Here is a 19111-nt window from a genome sequence, read left to right as displayed (position 1 = left end):
TGGGGCGCGAAGCGGCAAGGGGTTAATCGCCCGCAATGGCGGCGAGGAAGGCCAGACCGAAACGGTCGGTGCGCGCGCCGTCCATGCCTGGGATACGGTCCAGATCCGACAGCGATGTGGGTTTGCGTTCCGCGATTTGGCGCAGGGTGGATTGCGTGCAAGACAGCGGTTTGTCAATGCCATCTGTGCCGCGTTGCAAATCAAGGTGGATTTGCGCCAGTTTATCAAACAGCGGGCCAGCATCGCGACCTGCAAGGCGCATGCGTTGGGGGTGCAATTGTTCGGCGCCAGCGCCTGTGATCACGGCCAAAAACGCCGCGCCGTAGCTTTCCAGTTTCTTTGCGCCGATGCCGTTGATGCGGGCCATACCGTCCAGATCGCGGGGTTTGGTTTCGGCCATTTCAATCAACGTGCGGTCGGGGAAAATAACATAGGCGGGGACGCGCGCACCTTCGGCCAAGGCACGGCGTTTGGCCTTCAGGGCGGACAGCAGGGGCGCGTCCTCTTCGGACACTTGCATTTTGACCACAGGGCGGGAGGTTGCGGTCTCGATCGTGTCTTTGCGCAAAGTGATCGTTTCCTCGCCACGCAGGATGGGACGGGCGGCATCGGTCATGCGCAAGGCACCGTAACGTTCCGTGTCGGGGCGCACCAAATCGCGGCCCATCATTTGGCGAAACACAGCGCCCCATGCGGGTTTGGACAGATCGCGCCCCACGGCGAATGTGGGCAGTTGGTCATGGCCGCGTTGCAGCACCTTGGGCGTGGCGTTTCCGGTTAGGATGTCGATCAGATGCCCCGCGCCGAAACTTTCCCCGGTGCGCAGAATGGCCGACAGCGCCTTGCGCACGGCGTCTGTCGCGTCGAATAGCAGCGCGGGGCGGTCACAGATATCGCAATTGCCGCAAGGGGTGCTGGTTTCGCCGAAATAGCCCAGCAGCACTTGGCGGCGGCAGCCTGTCGCCTCCGCCAATCCCAAGAGCGCGTTCAGGCGGGCGTGGTCGGCATCCTTGCGGTCATTCGGGGCCATGCCTTCGTCGATTTGGCTGCGGCGCAGGCGAATATCATCGGGGCCATAGAGGGTTAGGGTTTCGGCGGGGGCACTGTCACGGCCCGCCCGGCCAATTTCCTGATAATACCCTTCGATGGATTTGGGCAAATCGGCATGGGCGACCCAGCGGATATCGGGTTTGTCGATGCCCATCCCGAACGCCACGGTGGCGACCACGATCAACCCATCCTCGCGTTGAAACCGGGCTTCGGTTGCGCGACGATCTTCGGCATCCATGCCGCCGTGATAGGCGGTCGCGGGATGGTTTTCATCGCGCAACGCCTGCGCCAGCGTTTCGGTTTTGGCGCGGGTGCCGCAATAAACGATACCAGATTGGGTTTTGCGCGCGGCGGCAAAGGCAAGGATTTGCTTGCGCGGGTTGTCCTTTACCGCAAAGGCCAGATGGATGTTGGGCCGATCAAAGCCGCGCAGGAAGGTGGACGGGGTTTGACCATCAAACAGCCGGCTGATGATTTCGGTGCGGGTTTCCTCATCCGCCGTGGCGGTGAAGGCGGCCAGCGGCACGTCCAGCGCGCGGCGGAGTTCACCGATGCGCAGGTAATCGGGGCGAAAATCATGGCCCCATTGGGATACGCAATGCGCCTCATCCACCGCAATGGCCGTGACATTGATGCGGCGCAGCATCGACATGGCCCCAGAGGAGGCAAGGCGTTCGGGCGCGAGATAGAGGAGTTTCAGGCGGCCTTCGTCCAGCGCTGTGAAAACCTCCTCCGTCTCCTCATCCGTGTTGCCAGATGTCAGCGCCCCCGCCTCCACCCCTGCTGCCTTGAGCGCGCGCACTTGGTCACGCATCAACGCGATCAGGGGGGAAATAACAATCGTCACCCCATCCCGGCACATCGCAGGCAGTTGGAAACACAGGGATTTACCACCCCCCGTGGGCATAATCGCCAGCGTGTTTTGCCCCGCCAACACAGCATCCACAATTTCCGCCTGACCGGGGCGAAATTCGGAAAAGCCAAAGACCGAGGCCAGAAGGTCGCTAGGTGCAGCCATGGATCAAAAGAAATATTCTTGATTATTGGTCAGGATGGTGCGCAGCGCAAAGATCACCAGAATGGCCACCAATGGGGCCAAATCCAGCCCCAGATTTTGCGGCAAAAACGACCGGATGCGGCCATACACGGGTTCCAACAAGCGGTTCACCCCATCCCAGATTTGCGCGACCAGCGGTTGGCGCAGGTTCAACACCTGAAAGTTGATCAACCAGCTAAGGATGATATGCACAATGATGATAAATTGCGCGACTTGCAGCACCATCATCAGGATTTGGAACAAAGAGGTCATTTTGCGGGCTCCGGCCACTAGGGATAGTGGATAGCTATGCTGCACAGGGGCAAAGAGCAACCGTTTCCGCAGCGTTTCGCTTGACCATTGCGCCGCAGTGCGGCAACGCATCCGGCAAAGGAGCCGCCGATGTACCCCTACCTGCGCATGTTCAAAGAATTGTGGAAATTCCGCAACGCCCCCGCCCTGCCAATTTTGGGCGCGCATATCAGCCACCATCGCTGCTGGCCCCAAGATATTGACCCGTGGCGCGAGCTGAACAATGGCCGCACCCTGACGCTGTATGACCTTGGGCGCATCCCGCTGGGCAAGCGCACGGGGCTGCACAAGGTGTTGGCGCGCAACCAGTGGGGCATGACCGTGGCAGGCAACAGCACACGGTATCGCGCGCGGGTGCGGTTGTTTGAACGGGTGGAAATGGTCAGCCGCTGTGTGGGTTGGGATGCGCGGTTTATCTATATGGAACAGTCGATGTGGAAAGATGGGGCCTGCACCAGCCATGTGTTGATCCGATCTGCAGTCACGTCCAAGGCGGGGATTGTGCCGCCCGAACAGGTGCTGAAAGCGCTGGGGCATCCGGTGCAAAGCCCGGTGTTGCCCGATTTTGTGCAAGCGTGGATTGCCGCCGATGCGCAGCGGCCTTGGCCACCCGTTCGCCCGTAACACCGCTTGCGCAGGCGCGCGGTTTGGGGCTTGATTGCCCCAAATGGGGGGGCCGGCATGACAAGCGCATCAAAACGGATTTGGGGCTGGTTCTTTTTCGATTGGGCCAGCCAGCCTTATAACACCCTGCTGATCACCTTTATCTTTGCGCCCTATATGAACGACCTGTTGGGCAGCGGCAGCGCGGCGCAAACGGTCTGGGGCTATGGCATTGGCGCGGCGGGGCTGTGCATTGCGCTGCTGGCCCCCCTGTTGGGTGTGGTCGCGGATAAGGCGGGCGGGCGGATGCGGTTTATCGCGCTGTTTTCTGGCCTGTATGTCGCGGGGGCGTGGGGGCTGTGGTACGCGGTGCCGGGTGATTTTAGCTTGATCTGGGTGATGGGCTGTTTCGCGCTTGGCCTGATCGGGATGGAATTTGCGACGATTTTCACCAATGCGATGCTGCCAGATTTGGGGACCAAAGAACAGATCGGGCGGATTTCGGGGTCTGGCTGGGCGTTTGGGTATTGGGGCGGGTTGGTGTCGCTGGTGCTGATGCTGTTTTTTCTGGCGGAAAACGCGCAGGGGGTCACGTTGCTGGGCACCGCGCCCTTGTTCGGGCTGGATGCGGCGGCGCGCGAAGGGACGCGGTCGGTGGGGCCGTTGACCGCGATTTGGTTCGCGGTGTTCATGATCCCATTTTTCTTGTGGGTGCGCGAACCGCGCCGTGCGGGTCAAATCAGCATCCGCGCCGCATTGCGCCGCGCCTTGCCGGATTTAAGGCAAAGCCTGCGGGGGCTGCCGCAAAATCGCAGCTTATTCGCCTATCTGGGCAGTTCGATGTTTTACCGTGATGCGCTGAACGGCATGTATGCCTTTGGCGGTATCTATGCGGCGGGCGTGCTGGGGTGGAGCGTGATTGACGTGGGTGTGTTCGGCATTTTGGCCGTGATCAGCGGGGCGATTTTCGCGTGGTTGGGCGGGTTGGCCGACAGCCGCTTTGGCCCCAAACCCGTGATCGCGCTTTCGGTTTTGGTGCTGGCGGGCGTGGCGATTGGGGTGGTGATGGTGTCGCGCACATCGGTGTTTGGGGTGGCCGTGGGGCCAGACAGCGCACTGCCGGATATTGCGTTTTACATCCTTGGCGCGCTGATCGGGGCGGCGGGCGGGTCGCTGCAAGGGGCCAGCCGCACGATGCTGGTGCGCCAATCGGACCCCGCGCAGATTACCGAAAATTTTGGGCTGTACGCGCTGGCAGGCAAGGCAACCGCCTTCATCGCGCCTTTGTCCATCGGGGTGGTTACGCAAGTGACGGGCAGCCAGCAAATGGGGATTATCCCCTTGATCGCCCTGTTCCTTATTGGGTTAATTCTGCTACTGTGGGTGAAACCAGACGGTGCAGGACCCACAGCATGACCCCTATGTTCAAAGTATTTTCCATTGCCGTCCCCTTGGTTGCGGCCTGTTCTGTGCCCCTGTCAGGGCAGGCAGAGGCGTTGGCAAACCAGTTGTTCGGGGCCAAATCCGACGCATCGGCCCAAGCCCCCATGCCCGTTGGCAGCTATGCCAAAGGCTGCGGCGCGGGCCAAGTGCAGCTAGCCGAAACTGGTCCAACATGGCAAGCGATGCGCCTGTCGCGGGGCCGCAATTGGGGCCAACCCGTGATGATCGACTATTTGCAGGATCTTAGCCGTGCTGCAGTGTCCGTAGGGTGGAACGGGCTGTATATCGGCGACATTTCGCAGCCGCGCGGCGGGCCCATGACATCGGGCCATGCCAGCCACCAAATTGGCCTTGATGCCGATATTTGGATGCTGCCGCCCAGCCGTTTGAACCTGTCGCGGTCGGAGCGTGAAAAGATCAGCTCCATCCCTGTGCGGTCTGCCGACCAGCGTTCTGTGACCCGCAATTGGACCGCCAGCCACAGCGCGTTGTTGAAAGCGGCGGCATCGGATAAACGCGTGGACCGGATTTTCGTTGCCGCTGCCGTGAAGCTGGAAATGTGCAAAACCGCCCAATCCTCGGACAAGGCATGGATGCAGAAAATTCGCCCCGTGGCCGGCCATGACACGCATTTTCATGTGCGGCTGAAATGCCCGGCGGGTGCGTCGTCGTGCGAAACGCAAAAGCCGACCGTGGCGGACCTGTCCAAGGGTGGGAATGGCTGCGATGATACGCTGACATGGTGGGTGACGGATTATTTGAACCCGCCAAAATCCACCGCGCCCAAAACCCCGAAAAAACCGGAGCCAAAAAAGCGCGGTGCCCGCCAATACACCATGACGGATTTGCCGGGCCAATGCAAAAACGTCCTCGCCTCGCGCTGATTGCGGGGGTTTGCGGGGTTATGGCGCTGCACAGCAGTGCCGCCCCGCTGTTTTCGCCGACCTTCATCGACAGTTTTGTCTGGAACCGCGCGAACCCGCTGCATGGCGGGTTTTCGGGGCTGGAAATCTCGGATGATGGGCTGGGTTTCACCACCATCAGCGACCGCGCGACATGGGTTGCGGGGCAAATCACCCGCGATGCACAAGGCCGGATTGCGGGTATCACCGCCACTGACCCCGCCCCGTTGCATGACCAAAACGGCCCCCTAAAAGGCTTTCGCGCCGATACCGAAGGGTTGGCGGTGGCGCAGGGCCACACCTTCATCAGCTTTGAAGGGCGCGGGATGGCACGGCTGATGGTGTTCACCGCGCTGGACCAACCCGGCACCGACCTGCCCCGCCCCCCCGATTTCGCCACGTTTCGCCAAAACGCAAGCCTGGAGGCGTTGGCAATTGATGCCAACGGCACGCTGTACACCCTGCCCGAAAGCCCGCGTGGCACAGGCCCCCTGCCCGTTTACCGCTTTCAAAATGGCAGCTGGGACCACGCGCTAACCCTGCCCCGCGATGCAGGGTTTGACCCCGTGGGCGCCGATTTTGGCCCCGATGGGCGGTTTTACCTGCTGGAACGCGGGTTTCACGGCATCATGGGGTTTTCCAGCCGCGTGCGCAGCTTTGCGCTTGGCCCCCAAGGGTTCGCGGACGCCCGCACCGACATGCAAAGCGCGCCCGGCACGCATGATAATCTGGAAGGGTTGGCGGTGTGGCGCGATGCGCGTGGCGACATCCGGCTGACGATGATTTCAGACGATAATTTCTTTTGGCCGCAGCGCACGGAATTGGTGGAATACCGCGCGCTGCCTTGACACGCGGCCCCGCGCGGGCTTATGCCCCACGCGTCCCCATGGTGGGGTCCAAGTATCCGCGACCTTGATAAAACGGAAAAAACACATGACCCGAAATTTCACGATTGGCGTTATCGCCATGGCCGCCATTGTTGTGGCCTCAAACATTCTTGTGCAGCATTTGTTTGGCAATTGGCTGACATGGGGCGCGTTCACCTATCCGTTGGCGTTTTTGGTGACGGACCTGATGAACCGGTTTTACGGGGCACAGGCCGCGCGGCGCGTGGTGCTGGTGGGGTTTGGCGTGGGCCTGATCTGTTCGGTGATTGGCACGCAGATTATGGGCGAATTTGGCCCCTTGGTGACATTGCGGGTGGCGCTGGCATCGGGGGTGGCGTTTTTATGCGCGCAACTGCTGGACGTGGCGATTTTTGACCGGCTGCGCAGTGGCGCGTGGTGGCGTGCGCCTTTGGTATCCACGTTGGTAGGCGCATCGGCGGATACGGCGCTGTTTTTCACCATCGCGTTTTCAGCGGGGCTGGTGTGGCTGGAACCCGGCAATGACGTGTCTTGGGCGAATGAGGCGCTGCCTTTGCTGGGCTTTGGCCCCGTTGCCCCCTTATGGGTGTCGCTGGCGGTAGCCGATTGGGGGGTAAAACTGGCGCTGGCGCTGCTGGCCTTGGTGCCGTTCCGCCTGATCGTGCGCAAATTTCACCCACAGCCTGCGTAAAAAACTTTTGACAATCGCGGAAAATGTGCCAACCTCCCTCTATCGGAAACATATTTGAAAGGAGGTGGTCCAGTGTCTAGAGTGATTGCGGAGACAGGTGTCGGGACAGTCAGCGGAGGTGTTTTGCGGGGGTAGGTCCTTGGAAACATATCACTGATTGGGCTTCGTGCATCTAACTGGCCCATCTCCTTGAACTCGGAAAGGGTCGCCCGCAAAGGCGACCCTTTCTTCGTTTTACCCTACAGCGTCACACCGCCCCACCACACCTGCGACAGATGCCAATCATCGGTCAAATGCACCATATCGGCGCGCCGTCCGGTCTCTAGGTGGCCCAAACTACCCTGCATCCCAATCACGCCCGCCGGGATGGAGGTGGCCATGGCAAGCGCACGCTGCACGGGCACACCCGCCACCCGCACCATCACGCCCAACGCCGCATCCAACCGCAAATCCGCGCCCGCCAAGGTGCCATCCGCCAACGTCAAACGCCCCGCTTGGCGCAAAATCTGACGACCGCCCAAGGTCATCTGGGTCATATCCGTACCCGCAAAGGCCATGCAGTCGGACACCAAAAACATCCCCTCTGCCCGCGCGCCCATCGCAAGGCGCAGCATGGCGGGGGCCACATGAATACCGTCCGCGATAATGCCCGCCGCCAAATCCCCGTCCAGTACCGCCCCCGCCAACCCCGGTGCGCGTGCCGACAGAGGGGCCATCGCATTGAACAAATGCGTGGCACAGCGCGCACCCGCATGGGTATAGGCAACCGCTTGATCATAGCTGCAATCAGTATGGCCCAAACTGACCAAAACCCCCGCCCGCGCCAATGCTGCCACCTGCGCCAAAGTCACGGATGCCGGGGCCAGCGTCACCTTTAACACTGGCAACTGCGCTTTGGCCGCGATCAGGGCTGCCACATCGGCCTGCGTCATCGGCCGGATCAGGCGGGGGTCATGCGCCCCTGCCCGCGTGGGGTCTAGGTGCGGCCCTTCCAGATGCAGGCCCAAAAACCCCGGCACATTGGCCTGCGCCGCCTCAATCGCTGCTGCGATCACCCGGTCCGTCGCGGCCTTGGTATCGGTGATCAGGGTCGGCAACACACCCGCACAGCCCAGCAAAATATGCGTGGCACAAATCGCCGCAATCCGCCCCGCATCGGCACTGCCATCCAGCATGATGCCGCCGCCGCCATTCACCTGCAAATCCACAAAAGCCGGGGCCAAAATACCGCCATTCAGCACAACATCACCGTGCCGCGCCTTTTCCACACCTGCAACCCTGCCGTTTTCAACGACCAGCGCATGATTTGCCAGCAACCGCGTGCCGTCAAAAATCTGCGCCCCTGAAAACACCTGTCGCATGTGTCACCCTTCACAAACCGAAGCATATTTGGGGGTTGCCCGGACCCCACTGTGCCAAAATTACACCATTTTCGCGCCGACAAACAGCCCTTGCTGCACAATCTCTGCGGGTAAGGCGCCGCGCAAAAGATAGTATATTTATGCAAAAGATACATTTTTTTGGGCCAAACTGCCCGAAATTGCAATTTTTGCCTAAAGCAGGCCGGGCCGCGGCTTGCGCCAAAAACTATAAAAAACGAACAATTTGCGTCAGCGCCAATCAAAACCTCTAGAAATAGTGTCCGAAACTAGGTATTTATGGGGTAATAGGGCAAAAGCCCGATAACAAACTGGGCTAAAACAAGCCCGGGCATGAGGCGGAGTAGTTATTATGGTAAAAGCGATTGATTTCGCTGTCCGCACATCTGCGGACAAATTGGTTAATGGTGCCGTGTCCGGCGACGGCGGCAGCCAGTTCCTTCAGGTTGGGTCGGGTGAAACCGTTTCCTTGAACCTGTCGCAGTCCAGCGTGCTGGGCTATGAACGTCAGGGCACCGACCTTATTCTGAAGCTGGCGGATGGCCGCGAAATTACCCTTAGCGGGTATTTTGAATCCAACCCGGGCGAAGATAACAAACTCTACCTCAGCTCCAACGGTGATGTGACCGAGGTCTTTTTGACCGATGGCGGCGATGGCACGATGTATGCCAACTATGGCGCGGTTGACACTTGGAACAAATATTCCAACGTTGATGATATTCGTTTTACCGATGAAAACAGTCTGGCATCCGCAGGGTATGCCGATGACACCGTGGGCATGGGCGCGTTTGCACCGGGCCTGTTGGGTGGCGGCGGTGGCGGTCTGGGCCTTGCTGCGGCGGGTCTGGGTGGCCTCGGCCTGCTGGGCGCCTTGGCAGGCGGCGGCGGTGGTGGCGGCACACCCACCACTGGCGGTCCGGCGCCCGTAACGCCAACCCCCACAACACCAACTGTGCCCGTAACACCGGTGCGCATCCCCCCAACGGTCAATGATCCTGCAGCCACCAAGGACGTGTCCACCGTCACACCAGAAAAAAATCCTGTGGTTTCGGGCACCGGACAGCCCGGCGAAACCGTCGTTGTTAAGCTTGGTGATAAAACCCAAACCACAACCATCAAAGACGATGGCAAGTGGGAAACCAAATTCGAGGGTCCAAATGACCCCGGCGAAGGCAAGTTTGAGGCCGTGGTCACCGTGACCCCCGGCAACGGCCGCCCTGCCGAAGTGTTGGACGGCCCGGGCTTTGTCATCGACCGGACATCTGTGGTTTCCACCACAGACGGCACGACCAAACATGGCGCTGTTGAAAATCTGGTGGAATATGCTGATGGCGTGACCGTCAAAGGCGAAGGTGAACCCGGTGCGCGGATTGAAGCGACATTGACCGCCACAGGCGGCAAGCAATCGGTTGTCGTTGGCACCGACGGCAAATGGGAAGTCACCTTTACTCAAACACAGATCCCCGGCGGCGATTACAAAGAGATTGATGTCACCATCATCGCGACAGACAAGATGGGCAACGTCAGCCTGCCAGTGAACGAAAAAATCGCGATTGATACCGTGCCGCACACCATCACCTTCGACACTGTTGCGGGTGATAACGTGGTCAGCAAACTGGAATCTGATGGGTCGGTTACTGTTTCGGGCAAGGTTTCTGGCACCGCCAGCAGTGACGCGATGGTCAACATCACACTGAACAACGGCGGCGGCAGCCAAGATGTCAAAGCGGTTAACGGCACTTGGTCTGTCACCTATCCAAAAGGCACGTTCACCGTTGACGGCGATCGCAGCTTCTCGGCCTCGACCATTGATGCGGCGGGCAACAAATCTGTTCCAACCACGCACACCATCAAGGTGGACGTGACCGCCACAGTCGCATTCACCCCCGGCAATATGCCCGGTGATACGAATGGCGATGGCACGCTGAACGCGGCCGAAACATCAAACGGCGTGACCATGACGGGCACCGCCGAAGTTGGGTCGCGGTCGGTCACTGTCATGTGGAACGGCTTTCCCCAAACCACAACCAATATCGACGCCGCTGGCAATTGGTCGGTCACCTTCCCACAAGCGCAAATGCCCGTGCAAGGCAGCGTTGCGGCGGCCACCACCCGGGCGACCGTTACCGCGGTTGACCAATACGGCAACACCAGCGAAGTGGCGACCCGCGACGTCAAAATTGACCGCGAAACATCCGTGTTCATTGATGGCAACCAAACTGCCAACGGCGACAACATCATCACAGCGGCTGAAAAGGCGAACGGCGTTAATTTGACCGGCAAAGCCGAAACAGGCTCGATGGTTGATGTGACCTATCAAGGTAAAACCGTGACCGTGACTGCGGTCAACGGGTCGTGGTCCGCCAACTTTCCGGATGCGTCGCTGAAAAGCGGTACGTTCATGACAGATGGCGCTAACACACGGGTCACCGTCACCTCCACGGATCCGGCAGGCAACAAGGCGACCGCGACACCAAAATTGGTGTTCGTCGATACCGAAGTGCCACTGACCGCTGGGACAGATTCCTACAACTCCATCAAAGCCGACAACATCTTGAACCATGCCGAGGCAGGGCGCGGTCTGACCGTGACCGGCACTGTCGAGGCTGGGTCTGTCGTCAAGTTGAAGCTGGGCAACGGGGCCGAAGTTACGGTCAATGTGTCGGGCGAAAATTGGTCCTACACCTTTACCGGTAACCAAATTCCGGGGGCCAACAACACCACCGCACCAGGGGGCGCGATCACCGCCGATCTGGTTGTGACCGCGACCGATGGTTTGGGCAACAAATCCGAGCCTTACCGCGAAACCATCACGATTGACCGGACCGTGACACCGTTCACGCTGGACGGGACCATCGGCGGCGACAACATTCTGAACGCAACTGAAGTGGCGAACGGCGTCAATCTGACGGGCACGGGCGAACTTGGGGCGGTTGGCAAGGTGGCCTTGTCGAATGGTCAGTCCCAAAGCTTCACTGTGGGGATTGACGGCAAATGGCAGGTGGGATTTGACGCGGCCCAAATGCCACGCGGCAATAATGAACGGTTGAACTTTACTTTTGAATCGACCGATGCGGCGGGCGACGTCACCAGCTTCCCTGTCAACAACGTGTTGGTTGATACAGTTGCGCCGGATTCAGTCGATATTGTCCAATTTACCAAAGACTCACAATTGGGTCTGGTTGGCATCAGGCTTGACGAGGCTGTTAACGTAAACGACTTCACGGCGCATCGTGTTGATCATAATGGCAATCATTCTGCGATAAATTTCGACATTGGTACAAGCCCCGGCGGGCTCACCAATGATACCATGGGCTTCAACAGAAACCCGGTTCCTGAGGGCAACTTCTTGGTCGTAAACCACGCGGATGCGGCTGGAAACAACTCTGCCACGTTGTATCTGACCAACAACTCGGGCACCGCCACCAACATTAATCTGAATGATAAAGTCTTTAAAGATTTTGACTTTACACAATTGGACCTGACTGCGGCCAAGACGACCCTTTCGATCAGTGCGGAACAACTGGTCGCCATGACCGGGCCAGACAACACGCTGATCATCAAAGGTGGCATTGACGACACGGTAAACCTGGTCGGTGGCAAGCTGGGCAGCACAACCGGGGTACCAGCGGGGTTTGTTCATTACACCCTCGATGGGCACTCGCTGTATATCGAAGACGACATCAAGCCCAACTTCTGATCGGGGCAGTCAAATGTCCAACAGATGGGGATGGAAAACAGGCGGCGGGGCAAAACGCTCCGCTGCGACAGCGGGGGTATTCGCGCTGGCGGGCCTGCTTGCAGGCTGCATGACCACAGACGGCCCCGGCGTGTCGATGTTCGGCGGGGCCAAACCATCCGATCCAGTTGCGATCGGGTCCAGTCCTGCCGAAATCGCCTTGGCAGCGCATGACAAGGCCGACCGGGGCGAACAACGCTCTGCGATCATCGATGATTTGATTGCACGCCGGGCGATTTTGCCCACCAGCGGCCCCTATGCGCAAGTCGCAAGCGCGGTTTTGACCGCGAACAAAGGGCCAGCGGCGGCGGAACTGCGCGTCGCGCGGCTGAAGGCGGAAGCCAAATCCAAAAACTGGCTGCCCTCCATCGGGCCCTCCCTCAGCTTGACCTCGCTTGGCACGCTGGCGGCGTCGATGCTGGTTGAACAGGTCTTGTTCGACAATGGCAAACGCAAGGCAGAACGCGCCCATGCCGCCGCAGATGTGGAAATCGCCGCTGTGGGCCTGTCGGATGAAATGAACAGCCGCGTTTACGAAGGGCTGACCTATTACATCAACGCCGAACGCGCCAAGGCACAGGCAGGGGTGGCGACAAAAGGTTTGGCGCAGTTACAAGACTATGGTCGCATCATGGGTCTGCGCGTGTCGGGCGGGTTGTCGGACAGGTCCGAAGAACGGGTGATCCAAGCAAAAATCGCGGAAATGCAATCGGCCCTGATGGCAGATCGTGACGCCGCAACCACCGCCTTGGCCGAATTGAACGCGATGGTGCAAGTGCCCATCACGGGCCTGTCGGGTCTGGGCAATCTGTCCGCACCTACGGGCAACATGGATCCGCTATCGGTGCTGAAATCCAGCGCCGAAGGCAGGCGCACCGTGGCCGAAGCAAAGATGGCCCGCGCAGGCCTTTTGCCGGGTCTAACAGCCAGCGGAAACCTTGGATCTGGCGGGCTGACCGGGGGCCTTAGCATTGATACCGACAACGGTATCGGCTTTGGCATGGGGGCCAGCCTTGCCGCGCTGAAGGCCAGCGAACAGGTCGCGGCCCAACGCACAGATAGTGCCCGCGACGATGCCACCCGCAAGATCGTGGCACTGGACCGCGAAATCGCCACGTTAAAAGCGCGCGAGACGCAAGGCGCTAGCGTGCTGGAACAGACCGCAGGCAGCCTAAAGATGTTTACCGAACAATATAAATTTGGTAGACGTTCGTTGACGGAATTGGTCGATATGTTCGAAACCTTTACCCGTATGGAGCGGGAACAGGCTTCGCTGAAATATGACATAGCGATACTGGGCCTTCAGACCGCAAGAGTTCGCGGGGTATTGGTTGACGGGGTTAGAATGTGAACGACCGGGTGGTCGCCTTTGATATGAATGCCGACAGAAGCAACGCTTCTGCCGCGACATCTACACGGCCCACCCCATCACAACGTCCCCACCGCCCCCGCCACACCAACCGCGCCATGACCCGCGCACAACTCGCCTCGGTTTACGCCGGGCTGTTGGGGGCGGAAATTTCGGCACCCGACCTTTTGGAACATATCCAGATCGCCGCCGGCAGTGGCAAACTGGGGCTGGATGAACTGGCCGCCGCCCTGCGCGGTGTGGGCCTGTCTGCCAAGGTTGAAAAAGCGCCAAAATCAACCGAAGGTGTCTGGCCCGCGCTCGCCTTGATGAGTTCGGAACAAGTCGTGCTGGTTTTGGGCCAAACGGCGGATGTGGTGGAGGTGTATGACACCACCTGCCCCGACAACCGGGCCGAGGTGGCGCTGGATGATTTCACATCCGTGTTCACGGGCAAAATTCTGCGTGCCCGCACCACAATGGCCGATCTGGAAACCCGCCACAGTGACAAAGGGGCCGCCGCCCATTGGTTTTGGGGCGAATTTCCGCATTACCGCCGCCAATTGTTCGAAGTGGCCGCAGGATCGGCGGTGGCAAACCTTCTCGCCGTGGCCGTGGCGCTATTCTCGCTTCAGGTTTACGACCGCGTCATCCCGCATAAATCCGAACCGACCCTTTGGGTGCTGGCCCTTGGCGCACTGATCGCTGTTGTGCTGGAGGGGATTTTGAAAATGGCCCGTTCTGGCCTGATGGACGTGACGGGTCGGCGTATTGAATTGACCGTGCAGGCCCGCCTGATGCACCGTCTGCTCGGCATGAAACAATCGCCCGGCACCCGCAACCCCAGCCAAGTGTTCGGGGCCATGCGCGAATTTTCATCCGTGCGCGAATTTTTCACCGCATCGACCATTGGCACAATGGCCGATATTCCCTTTATCCTCATCTTCCTTTTGCTCGTCGCCTCCATCGGTGGCAATTTGGTCTGGATTTTGGTGGTCGGCGGCATCCTAATGGTCGCGCCGGGTTTCATGTTCCAAAAGAAAATGATCGCGCTGACGGAATCCACCCAAGGGGCCAGTATGCGCGCATCGCGGCTGCTGTATGAGGCGGTTTATGAACAAGAAACCGTCAGCACCCAGCGCGGTGAAGATCGGGTAAAGCGGCTTTGGCAGGAACTTGTCACGCTGTCGGCGGTCAAATCATCCGAACAACGGCACCTTTCATCGGCGCTCACCTATTGGGCGCAAGGTGTGCAGCAGGCCACCTATATTCTGGCCGTGGTCGCGGGCGCATACCTTGTGTTTTCCGGCGATTTCACCATGGGCACGATCATCGCGATCGGCATCCTGACAGGCCGCACGCTTGGCCCTCTGGCCCAACTGTCCGCCACCCTTGCGCGCTGGTCCAACACCAAAGCCGCCCTGACCGGCCTCGACGCCATCGCCGCCGCCCCCCAAGCAGAGGAGGATGGCCGCAAATACCTACGCCGCGAACGCTTGGGCGGCACCTATGAACTGCGCAACCTTGAATTCAAATATGATGAAACATCATCGGCCACCGTTGAAATTCAAGGCTGCAAAATCCCCGCAGGCCAACACGTCGCGGTCCTTGGCACCAACGGATCCGGCAAATCCACTTTGCTGCGCGTGCTGGCCGGGCTTTATGAACCCACTGCCGGGCGCATCCTGCTGGATAACGTCGATATGGGCCAGATTCACCCGCGCGATCTGCGCCGTGGCATCGGCTATCTGGGCCAAGAGGTGCGGCTGTTTTCCGGCACCATCCGCGACAACCTGAATATGAACCAGCTGGAACGCGACGATGACCGCCTGTTTGCCGCCCTCGACTTTGCAGGCATCGGCCAGTTCATCCGCAACCACCCCCGCGGCCTCGACATCGTGATCCGCGAGCTGGGCGAAGGGCTGTCTGTCGGCCAACGCCAATCCTTGGGCTGGGCGCGCCTGTGGCTGCAAGACCCGCAAATCGTGCTGCTGGATGAACCCACCGCCGCCCTTGACCAAACGCTGGAGGCGACGCTGGTCAGCCGCCTAACAACGTGGCTGGATGGGCGCACCGCCATCATCGCCACCCACCGCGTGCCCATTTTGCAACTGACCACCCGCACGCTGATCATGCAAAACGGCAAACTGGCCGTTGATGGCCCGCGTGATGCCGTGCTGGCCCATCTGAACAAGGCGCAAGGGGGGGCAAAATGACCACCTTTGACCACGGGCTAGAGGAAAAGGCAGAACGCCCCGGTCGCATGATCTGGATTATCTTTGGCGTGGTTGTGGTGTTCATCATCTGGGCTGCCTTTGCATGGGTCGATGAAATCGTGCGCGCCCAAGGGTTGGTCGTCTCCTCCTCTCGCCCGCAAATCATCCAAAACCTTGAAGGGGGCATCCTCGCCGAACTCGACGTGGCCGAAGGCGACACGGTCGAAAGCGGCCAAACCCTCGCCCGGCTTTACGGCACCCAATATCAGGCCCGCGTCGATGAGTTGCGCGACCAGATCGCCAGCTTTGAAATTCGCCGTGCGCGGCTAGAGGCGGAAATGGCCGGGATGCTGGAATTTGACCCCCCCGCCGATCTGGCCGCCCGCCTGCCCGATATCGTCGCCTCCGAAGGGGCGCTGCTGGCCGCCCGCCAATCCGATTTCATCGCGCGGCGCGATGGTGCCAAACAGGTCATGATCCAAGCGGAAAAGGAACTTGAACTGCTGGAAAACATGTACAACCAAGAAATCGCCCCGCTGATCGAGGTGACAAAGGCCCGCAAAAGTTTCCGTGACACCGAAAACCGCTATTCCGAAACCACCACGCAAATGGAATTGGACCGCGCAAAGGAATATTCGGACACGCTGAAAGAACTCACCTCATTGCGCCAAAACCTGCGCGGCGCTGCCGATCAATTGGACCGCACCATCCTAACCGCCCCCATGCGCGGCGTGGTCAACAAACTGTCGATCACCACCATCGGCGGCGTCGTCCGCCCGGGTGAGGAGATTTTGCAAATCGTACCGCTGGATGGCGAGATGTTTATCGAGGCCAAGGTCCTCCCCCGCAACATCGCGTCTGTCCGGCAGGGCCAAGCGGCCACAATCAAACTTTCTGCTTATGATTACACCATATACGGCTCTTTGCAGGGTGAGGTGGTTTTGGTATCTGCCGATACGTTCAAGGATGAACGGTCCCGCAACCCTGACGGCGACCCGCATTTTAGGGTCACCCTGCGTGTCGATCTTAAACACCTCACCGACCGTCAAGCGCGGATGGAGGTGCGCCCGGGTATGCAAGCCGAGGTGGAGCTGCAAACAGGCGGCAAAACCATCCTGACCTACCTCACCAAACCGCTTTACAAATCGCGTGAGGCGCTGCGCGAACGCTGAAAACCCCAGCAGCGCAGCTTGAGGTTACAGCAGCGCAGCCCTAAATTACCGCACCCACAACCCGCCAATCACGTCACGCGCCACCTTTTGCGCCACCCACATGGCCAGCACCCAGCCCGAAATCACGGCGACAGCAACACCAAACCATACGCCCCACACATCGAACTCCCACACCCGCACGAATAAAAACACGAACAGCGCCACCGCAATCCCTTGACGGTACACCCCAATCCACAACGTCCAAATCGGCTTTTGCAACGCTTGCAAGAATGAATTGATGGAAAACAGCATCATGTAAAACGGCAGCACAAACCCGTCGACATGCAGGTAACTTACCCCCACGCGGATCACCTCTGGGTCGCTTGTAAACAGCCCCATCGCCCATTCCGCGCCAAACCACAGCACCGGGCAGGCGACCAACATCATCAAAAACCCCAGTTTCCAGCAGTAAAACACCGCTTCGCGCACCCGCGCGTGGTCATTCGCGCCAAAATTTTGCGCCGCAATCGGCAACAGCGCCCCCGTCATCCCCAGCACGGGCAGCAGCATAATCTGCTCCACCCGCAGGGCGATGCCATAGGCTGCGACCGCCGACCCGCCAAATTCCTTCAGGTAATATTGAATGACAAACCCGGTCATAAACATCACTGCAATCGACAGGCTGGTTGGCAACATCTGCCGCAACACCACGCGATAAACCTCAACGTCGGGTACAAAATCCGCCAAACGCAGACCCTGCATAATCTTGCGCCCAAACAATTGGTACAAAATATACAGCATCACCCCGGTCTGGCTGACCACTGTGGAAAAGGCGATGCCGTTAAACCCCATCCCCGGAACCACGCCCGGTATCCCGAAAATGAACAAGGGGTTCAGGCCCACATTGGCAAAAAACGCGACCACCAACGCGCGCTGCAATGATTTGGTATCGCCTCGCGCCTGCAACACCCCGTTACCGCCGTAAGCCAGCAAAAACCCCGGCAGCGCCAAAATCAACCACATGAAATAGCTGATGCCCGCATCGCGGTATTCCCCCGGTTCGGACACCAAAGTGATCAACGCAGGCCCCAGCCAAACGGCGATCACCATCAGCGCAGCGGTCAACAACACACCCAAACCAATGCCTTGCACCGCCAGCAGCCGTGCGCGCCCCTCATCCCGGCCGCCCTTGGCCTTGCCCACCAAGGCACCCATCGCGGCCCCAAGGCCAAAGCCCACCGCCATATTGATGAAAAACGCCTGAAACCCCACCGCTAGCCCGGCCTGCGCCTGCGTGGAAATCATTCCCGCGAAATAGACATCAACCACATTATACAGCGTAGAAAACAACATCCCAATCGCGGCAGGCACTGCCAAAGCTTTGAAATGACTGCCAATCGTACCGGTTGTCAGATCCCGGTCCAGTGATGCGCCCGCCATATTCAACCCCTTTGCGGCCCCAAAACAGGGACAAGGCCGCAAGATAGCCGATCAAAAGGGGAAATCCAACGGCCCCTTAACGGATGGCCGCATCTGGTGTGACAGGCAGCAAAACGCGCCCCGTATCGGTCAAAACAAACACATCGGCGCCGTCAATCACCACCGCCGTCAATGGCCCGCCATACGCCGCCGAACTGTCAATATTCACGCGGTTGCCGTAATGCACCGCCGCAGACAGCGCCGTGTGCCCATGCACCAACAGCCAAGGATAGGGGCCGCGATAGTCCAAAAACCCGTCACGGATCCACAGCAAATCACCCTCGGCTTGATCGGCCATCGCGATACCGGGGCGCACGCCCGCATGAACGAACATGCGATCTTCATGCGCGAAATAGGCGGGGCGGCTGGTCAGAAAATCACGGTGGGCTTGGGGCACGGCCACCAACGCCTCGGCATGGACAGGGGCAATGGGGCGGTCGCCTGCGTTTTCAACACCATAGGATGCCAGCGTGGCCGCACCCCCGATCTTTGGGTGCAACCACGACAAATCACGGCGCAGGCCGTCGTCATGGGCCAGCGGATCGTCCAAAAACAGGGTGAACAGGTGATCATGGTTGCCTTTCAGCACCACCCAAGGCTGCCCCGCCTGCACGCCCTGCATCAGATAATCCACCACAGCCCGGCAATCCGGCCCCCGGTCCACCAAGTCACCGATATGCACGATGGGGGCACTTGGGGTGCCATGCGCCGCTTTATCGACTGCGATGCGGGCATGGGCAGCGCGCAAAAGGTCGATATGGCCGTGAATGTCGCCGATCGCATAGCTTTGCATCAAAGAGCTTTCTTAATGGAAAAAGGGTGGGGGCCAGCCCCCCGACCTTGCATTGCAAGGGCAATGCAGTTCCCCCCCCCGAGGTATTTTTGCCAAGATGAAT

At 59.5% G+C, this 19111-nt stretch carries 14 protein-coding genes; 9 read left to right on the top strand and 5 right to left on the bottom strand.

Translation table 11 applies throughout. From position 1 onward, the window contains the following. Window positions 1-22: 22 nt before the first annotated feature. Window positions 23-2068: a DNA helicase RecQ gene (recQ, locus tag BMY36_RS03135; RefSeq protein ID WP_050517982.1), complete on the bottom strand. Its 2046-nt coding sequence runs from the start codon at window positions 2066-2068 to the stop codon at window positions 23-25. A gap of 3 nt (window positions 2069-2071) precedes the next feature. Beyond that, on the bottom strand, window positions 2072-2359 hold the full coding sequence (locus BMY36_RS03130; protein ID WP_050517983.1) for a YggT family protein: 288 nt from the start codon (window positions 2357-2359) through the stop codon (window positions 2072-2074). A gap of 129 nt (window positions 2360-2488) precedes the next feature. On the opposite strand from BMY36_RS03130, the gene BMY36_RS03125 reads away from it, so the two are divergent. From BMY36_RS03125 to BMY36_RS03105, 5 genes are all read left to right on the top strand, one after another. After that, on the top strand, window positions 2489-3022 hold the full coding sequence (locus tag BMY36_RS03125) for an acyl-CoA thioesterase (protein ID WP_050517984.1): 534 nt from the start codon (window positions 2489-2491) through the stop codon (window positions 3020-3022). A gap of 57 nt (window positions 3023-3079) precedes the next feature. Next, window positions 3080-4417, top strand: a complete 1338-nt coding sequence (locus BMY36_RS03120; RefSeq protein WP_050517985.1) for an MFS transporter — start codon at window positions 3080-3082, stop codon at window positions 4415-4417. Further along, complete coding sequence (gene mepA, locus BMY36_RS03115; protein ID WP_139193918.1) at window positions 4414-5328, top strand: penicillin-insensitive murein endopeptidase; 915 nt, start codon at window positions 4414-4416, stop codon at window positions 5326-5328. Before BMY36_RS03120 ends, mepA begins: the two co-directional genes overlap by 4 nt. Next, window positions 5301-6194 carry an esterase-like activity of phytase family protein gene (locus BMY36_RS03110; RefSeq protein WP_074818403.1) on the top strand — a complete coding sequence of 298 codons (894 nt, stop codon included), beginning with the start codon at window positions 5301-5303 and terminating at the stop codon, window positions 6192-6194. Before mepA ends, BMY36_RS03110 begins: the two co-directional genes overlap by 28 nt. 85 nt (window positions 6195-6279) lie before the next feature. Next, a complete protein-coding gene (locus BMY36_RS03105; protein ID WP_050517986.1) occupies window positions 6280-6903 on the top strand; it encodes a queuosine precursor transporter in 624 nt (207 codons plus the stop codon). A gap of 239 nt (window positions 6904-7142) precedes the next feature. Here the strand turns inward: BMY36_RS03105 and nagA are convergent, their stop codons facing one another. Further along, entirely contained in the window at window positions 7143-8264 is a 1122-nt protein-coding gene (gene nagA / locus BMY36_RS03100) for an N-acetylglucosamine-6-phosphate deacetylase (protein ID WP_050517987.1), read from the bottom strand. Window positions 8265-8634: 370 nt separating this feature from the next. Here nagA and BMY36_RS03095 point away from each other — a divergent pair, with 370 nt between their 5' ends. The 4 genes from BMY36_RS03095 to BMY36_RS03080 are packed head-to-tail and all read left to right on the top strand — an operon-like array spanning window position 8635 to window position 16757. Next, complete coding sequence (locus tag BMY36_RS03095; RefSeq protein WP_050517988.1) at window positions 8635-11982, top strand: Ig-like domain-containing protein; 3348 nt, start codon at window positions 8635-8637, stop codon at window positions 11980-11982. A 13-nt stretch (window positions 11983-11995) separates the two neighbouring features. Then, on the top strand, window positions 11996-13372 hold the full coding sequence (locus BMY36_RS03090) for a TolC family protein (protein WP_050517989.1): 1377 nt from the start codon (window positions 11996-11998) through the stop codon (window positions 13370-13372). 23 nt (window positions 13373-13395) lie between these two features. Continuing rightward, window positions 13396-15585: an ATP-binding cassette domain-containing protein gene (locus BMY36_RS03085; protein ID WP_050518080.1), complete on the top strand. Its 2190-nt coding sequence runs from the start codon at window positions 13396-13398 to the stop codon at window positions 15583-15585. Next, the gene (locus tag BMY36_RS03080; RefSeq protein WP_050517990.1) at window positions 15582-16757 is read left to right on the top strand and encodes an HlyD family type I secretion periplasmic adaptor subunit; all 1176 of its coding nucleotides are present in this window, start codon (window positions 15582-15584) and stop codon (window positions 16755-16757) included. Before BMY36_RS03085 ends, BMY36_RS03080 begins: the two co-directional genes overlap by 4 nt. 45 nt (window positions 16758-16802) lie before the next feature. Here BMY36_RS03080 and BMY36_RS03075 read toward each other — a convergent pair whose 3' ends face one another. Then, entirely contained in the window at window positions 16803-18176 is a 1374-nt protein-coding gene (locus BMY36_RS03075; RefSeq protein ID WP_050517991.1) for an MATE family efflux transporter, read from the bottom strand. Between the two features lie 76 nt (window positions 18177-18252). Further along, complete coding sequence (locus BMY36_RS03070; protein WP_050517992.1) at window positions 18253-19008, bottom strand: metallophosphoesterase; 756 nt, start codon at window positions 19006-19008, stop codon at window positions 18253-18255. Window positions 19009-19111: the final 103 nt, after the last annotated feature.

Origin of the sequence: Pseudorhodobacter antarcticus, from assembly GCF_900110135.1 — a bacterium.
GTDB lineage: Bacteria > Pseudomonadota > Alphaproteobacteria > Rhodobacterales > Rhodobacteraceae > Pseudorhodobacter > Pseudorhodobacter antarcticus.
Note: the sequence above shows the minus strand (reverse complement) of the source record. Positions and strands in the feature narration are given on the sequence as shown.

What these genes read in the sequence shown, in the direction of transcription:
- recQ (WP_050517982.1), bottom strand. Translation starts at nt 2,068, where the DNA reads ATGGCTGCACCTAGCGACCTTCTGGCCTCGGTCTTTGGCTTTTCCGAA.
- BMY36_RS03130 (WP_050517983.1), bottom strand. Translation starts at nt 2,359, where the DNA reads ATGACCTCTTTGTTCCAAATCCTGATGATGGTGCTGCAAGTCGCGCAA.
- BMY36_RS03125 (WP_050517984.1), top strand. Translation starts at nt 2,489, where the DNA reads ATGTACCCCTACCTGCGCATGTTCAAAGAATTGTGGAAATTCCGCAAC.
- BMY36_RS03120 (WP_050517985.1), top strand. Translation starts at nt 3,080, where the DNA reads ATGACAAGCGCATCAAAACGGATTTGGGGCTGGTTCTTTTTCGATTGG.
- mepA (WP_139193918.1), top strand. Translation starts at nt 4,414, where the DNA reads ATGACCCCTATGTTCAAAGTATTTTCCATTGCCGTCCCCTTGGTTGCG.
- BMY36_RS03110 (WP_074818403.1), top strand. Translation starts at nt 5,301, where the DNA reads ATGCAAAAACGTCCTCGCCTCGCGCTGATTGCGGGGGTTTGCGGGGTT.
- BMY36_RS03105 (WP_050517986.1), top strand. Translation starts at nt 6,280, where the DNA reads ATGACCCGAAATTTCACGATTGGCGTTATCGCCATGGCCGCCATTGTT.
- nagA (WP_050517987.1), bottom strand. Translation starts at nt 8,264, where the DNA reads ATGCGACAGGTGTTTTCAGGGGCGCAGATTTTTGACGGCACGCGGTTG.
- BMY36_RS03095 (WP_050517988.1), top strand. Translation starts at nt 8,635, where the DNA reads ATGGTAAAAGCGATTGATTTCGCTGTCCGCACATCTGCGGACAAATTG.
- BMY36_RS03090 (WP_050517989.1), top strand. Translation starts at nt 11,996, where the DNA reads ATGTCCAACAGATGGGGATGGAAAACAGGCGGCGGGGCAAAACGCTCC.
- BMY36_RS03085 (WP_050518080.1), top strand. Translation starts at nt 13,396, where the DNA reads ATGAATGCCGACAGAAGCAACGCTTCTGCCGCGACATCTACACGGCCC.
- BMY36_RS03080 (WP_050517990.1), top strand. Translation starts at nt 15,582, where the DNA reads ATGACCACCTTTGACCACGGGCTAGAGGAAAAGGCAGAACGCCCCGGT.
- BMY36_RS03075 (WP_050517991.1), bottom strand. Translation starts at nt 18,176, where the DNA reads ATGGCGGGCGCATCACTGGACCGGGATCTGACAACCGGTACGATTGGC.
- BMY36_RS03070 (WP_050517992.1), bottom strand. Translation starts at nt 19,008, where the DNA reads ATGCAAAGCTATGCGATCGGCGACATTCACGGCCATATCGACCTTTTG.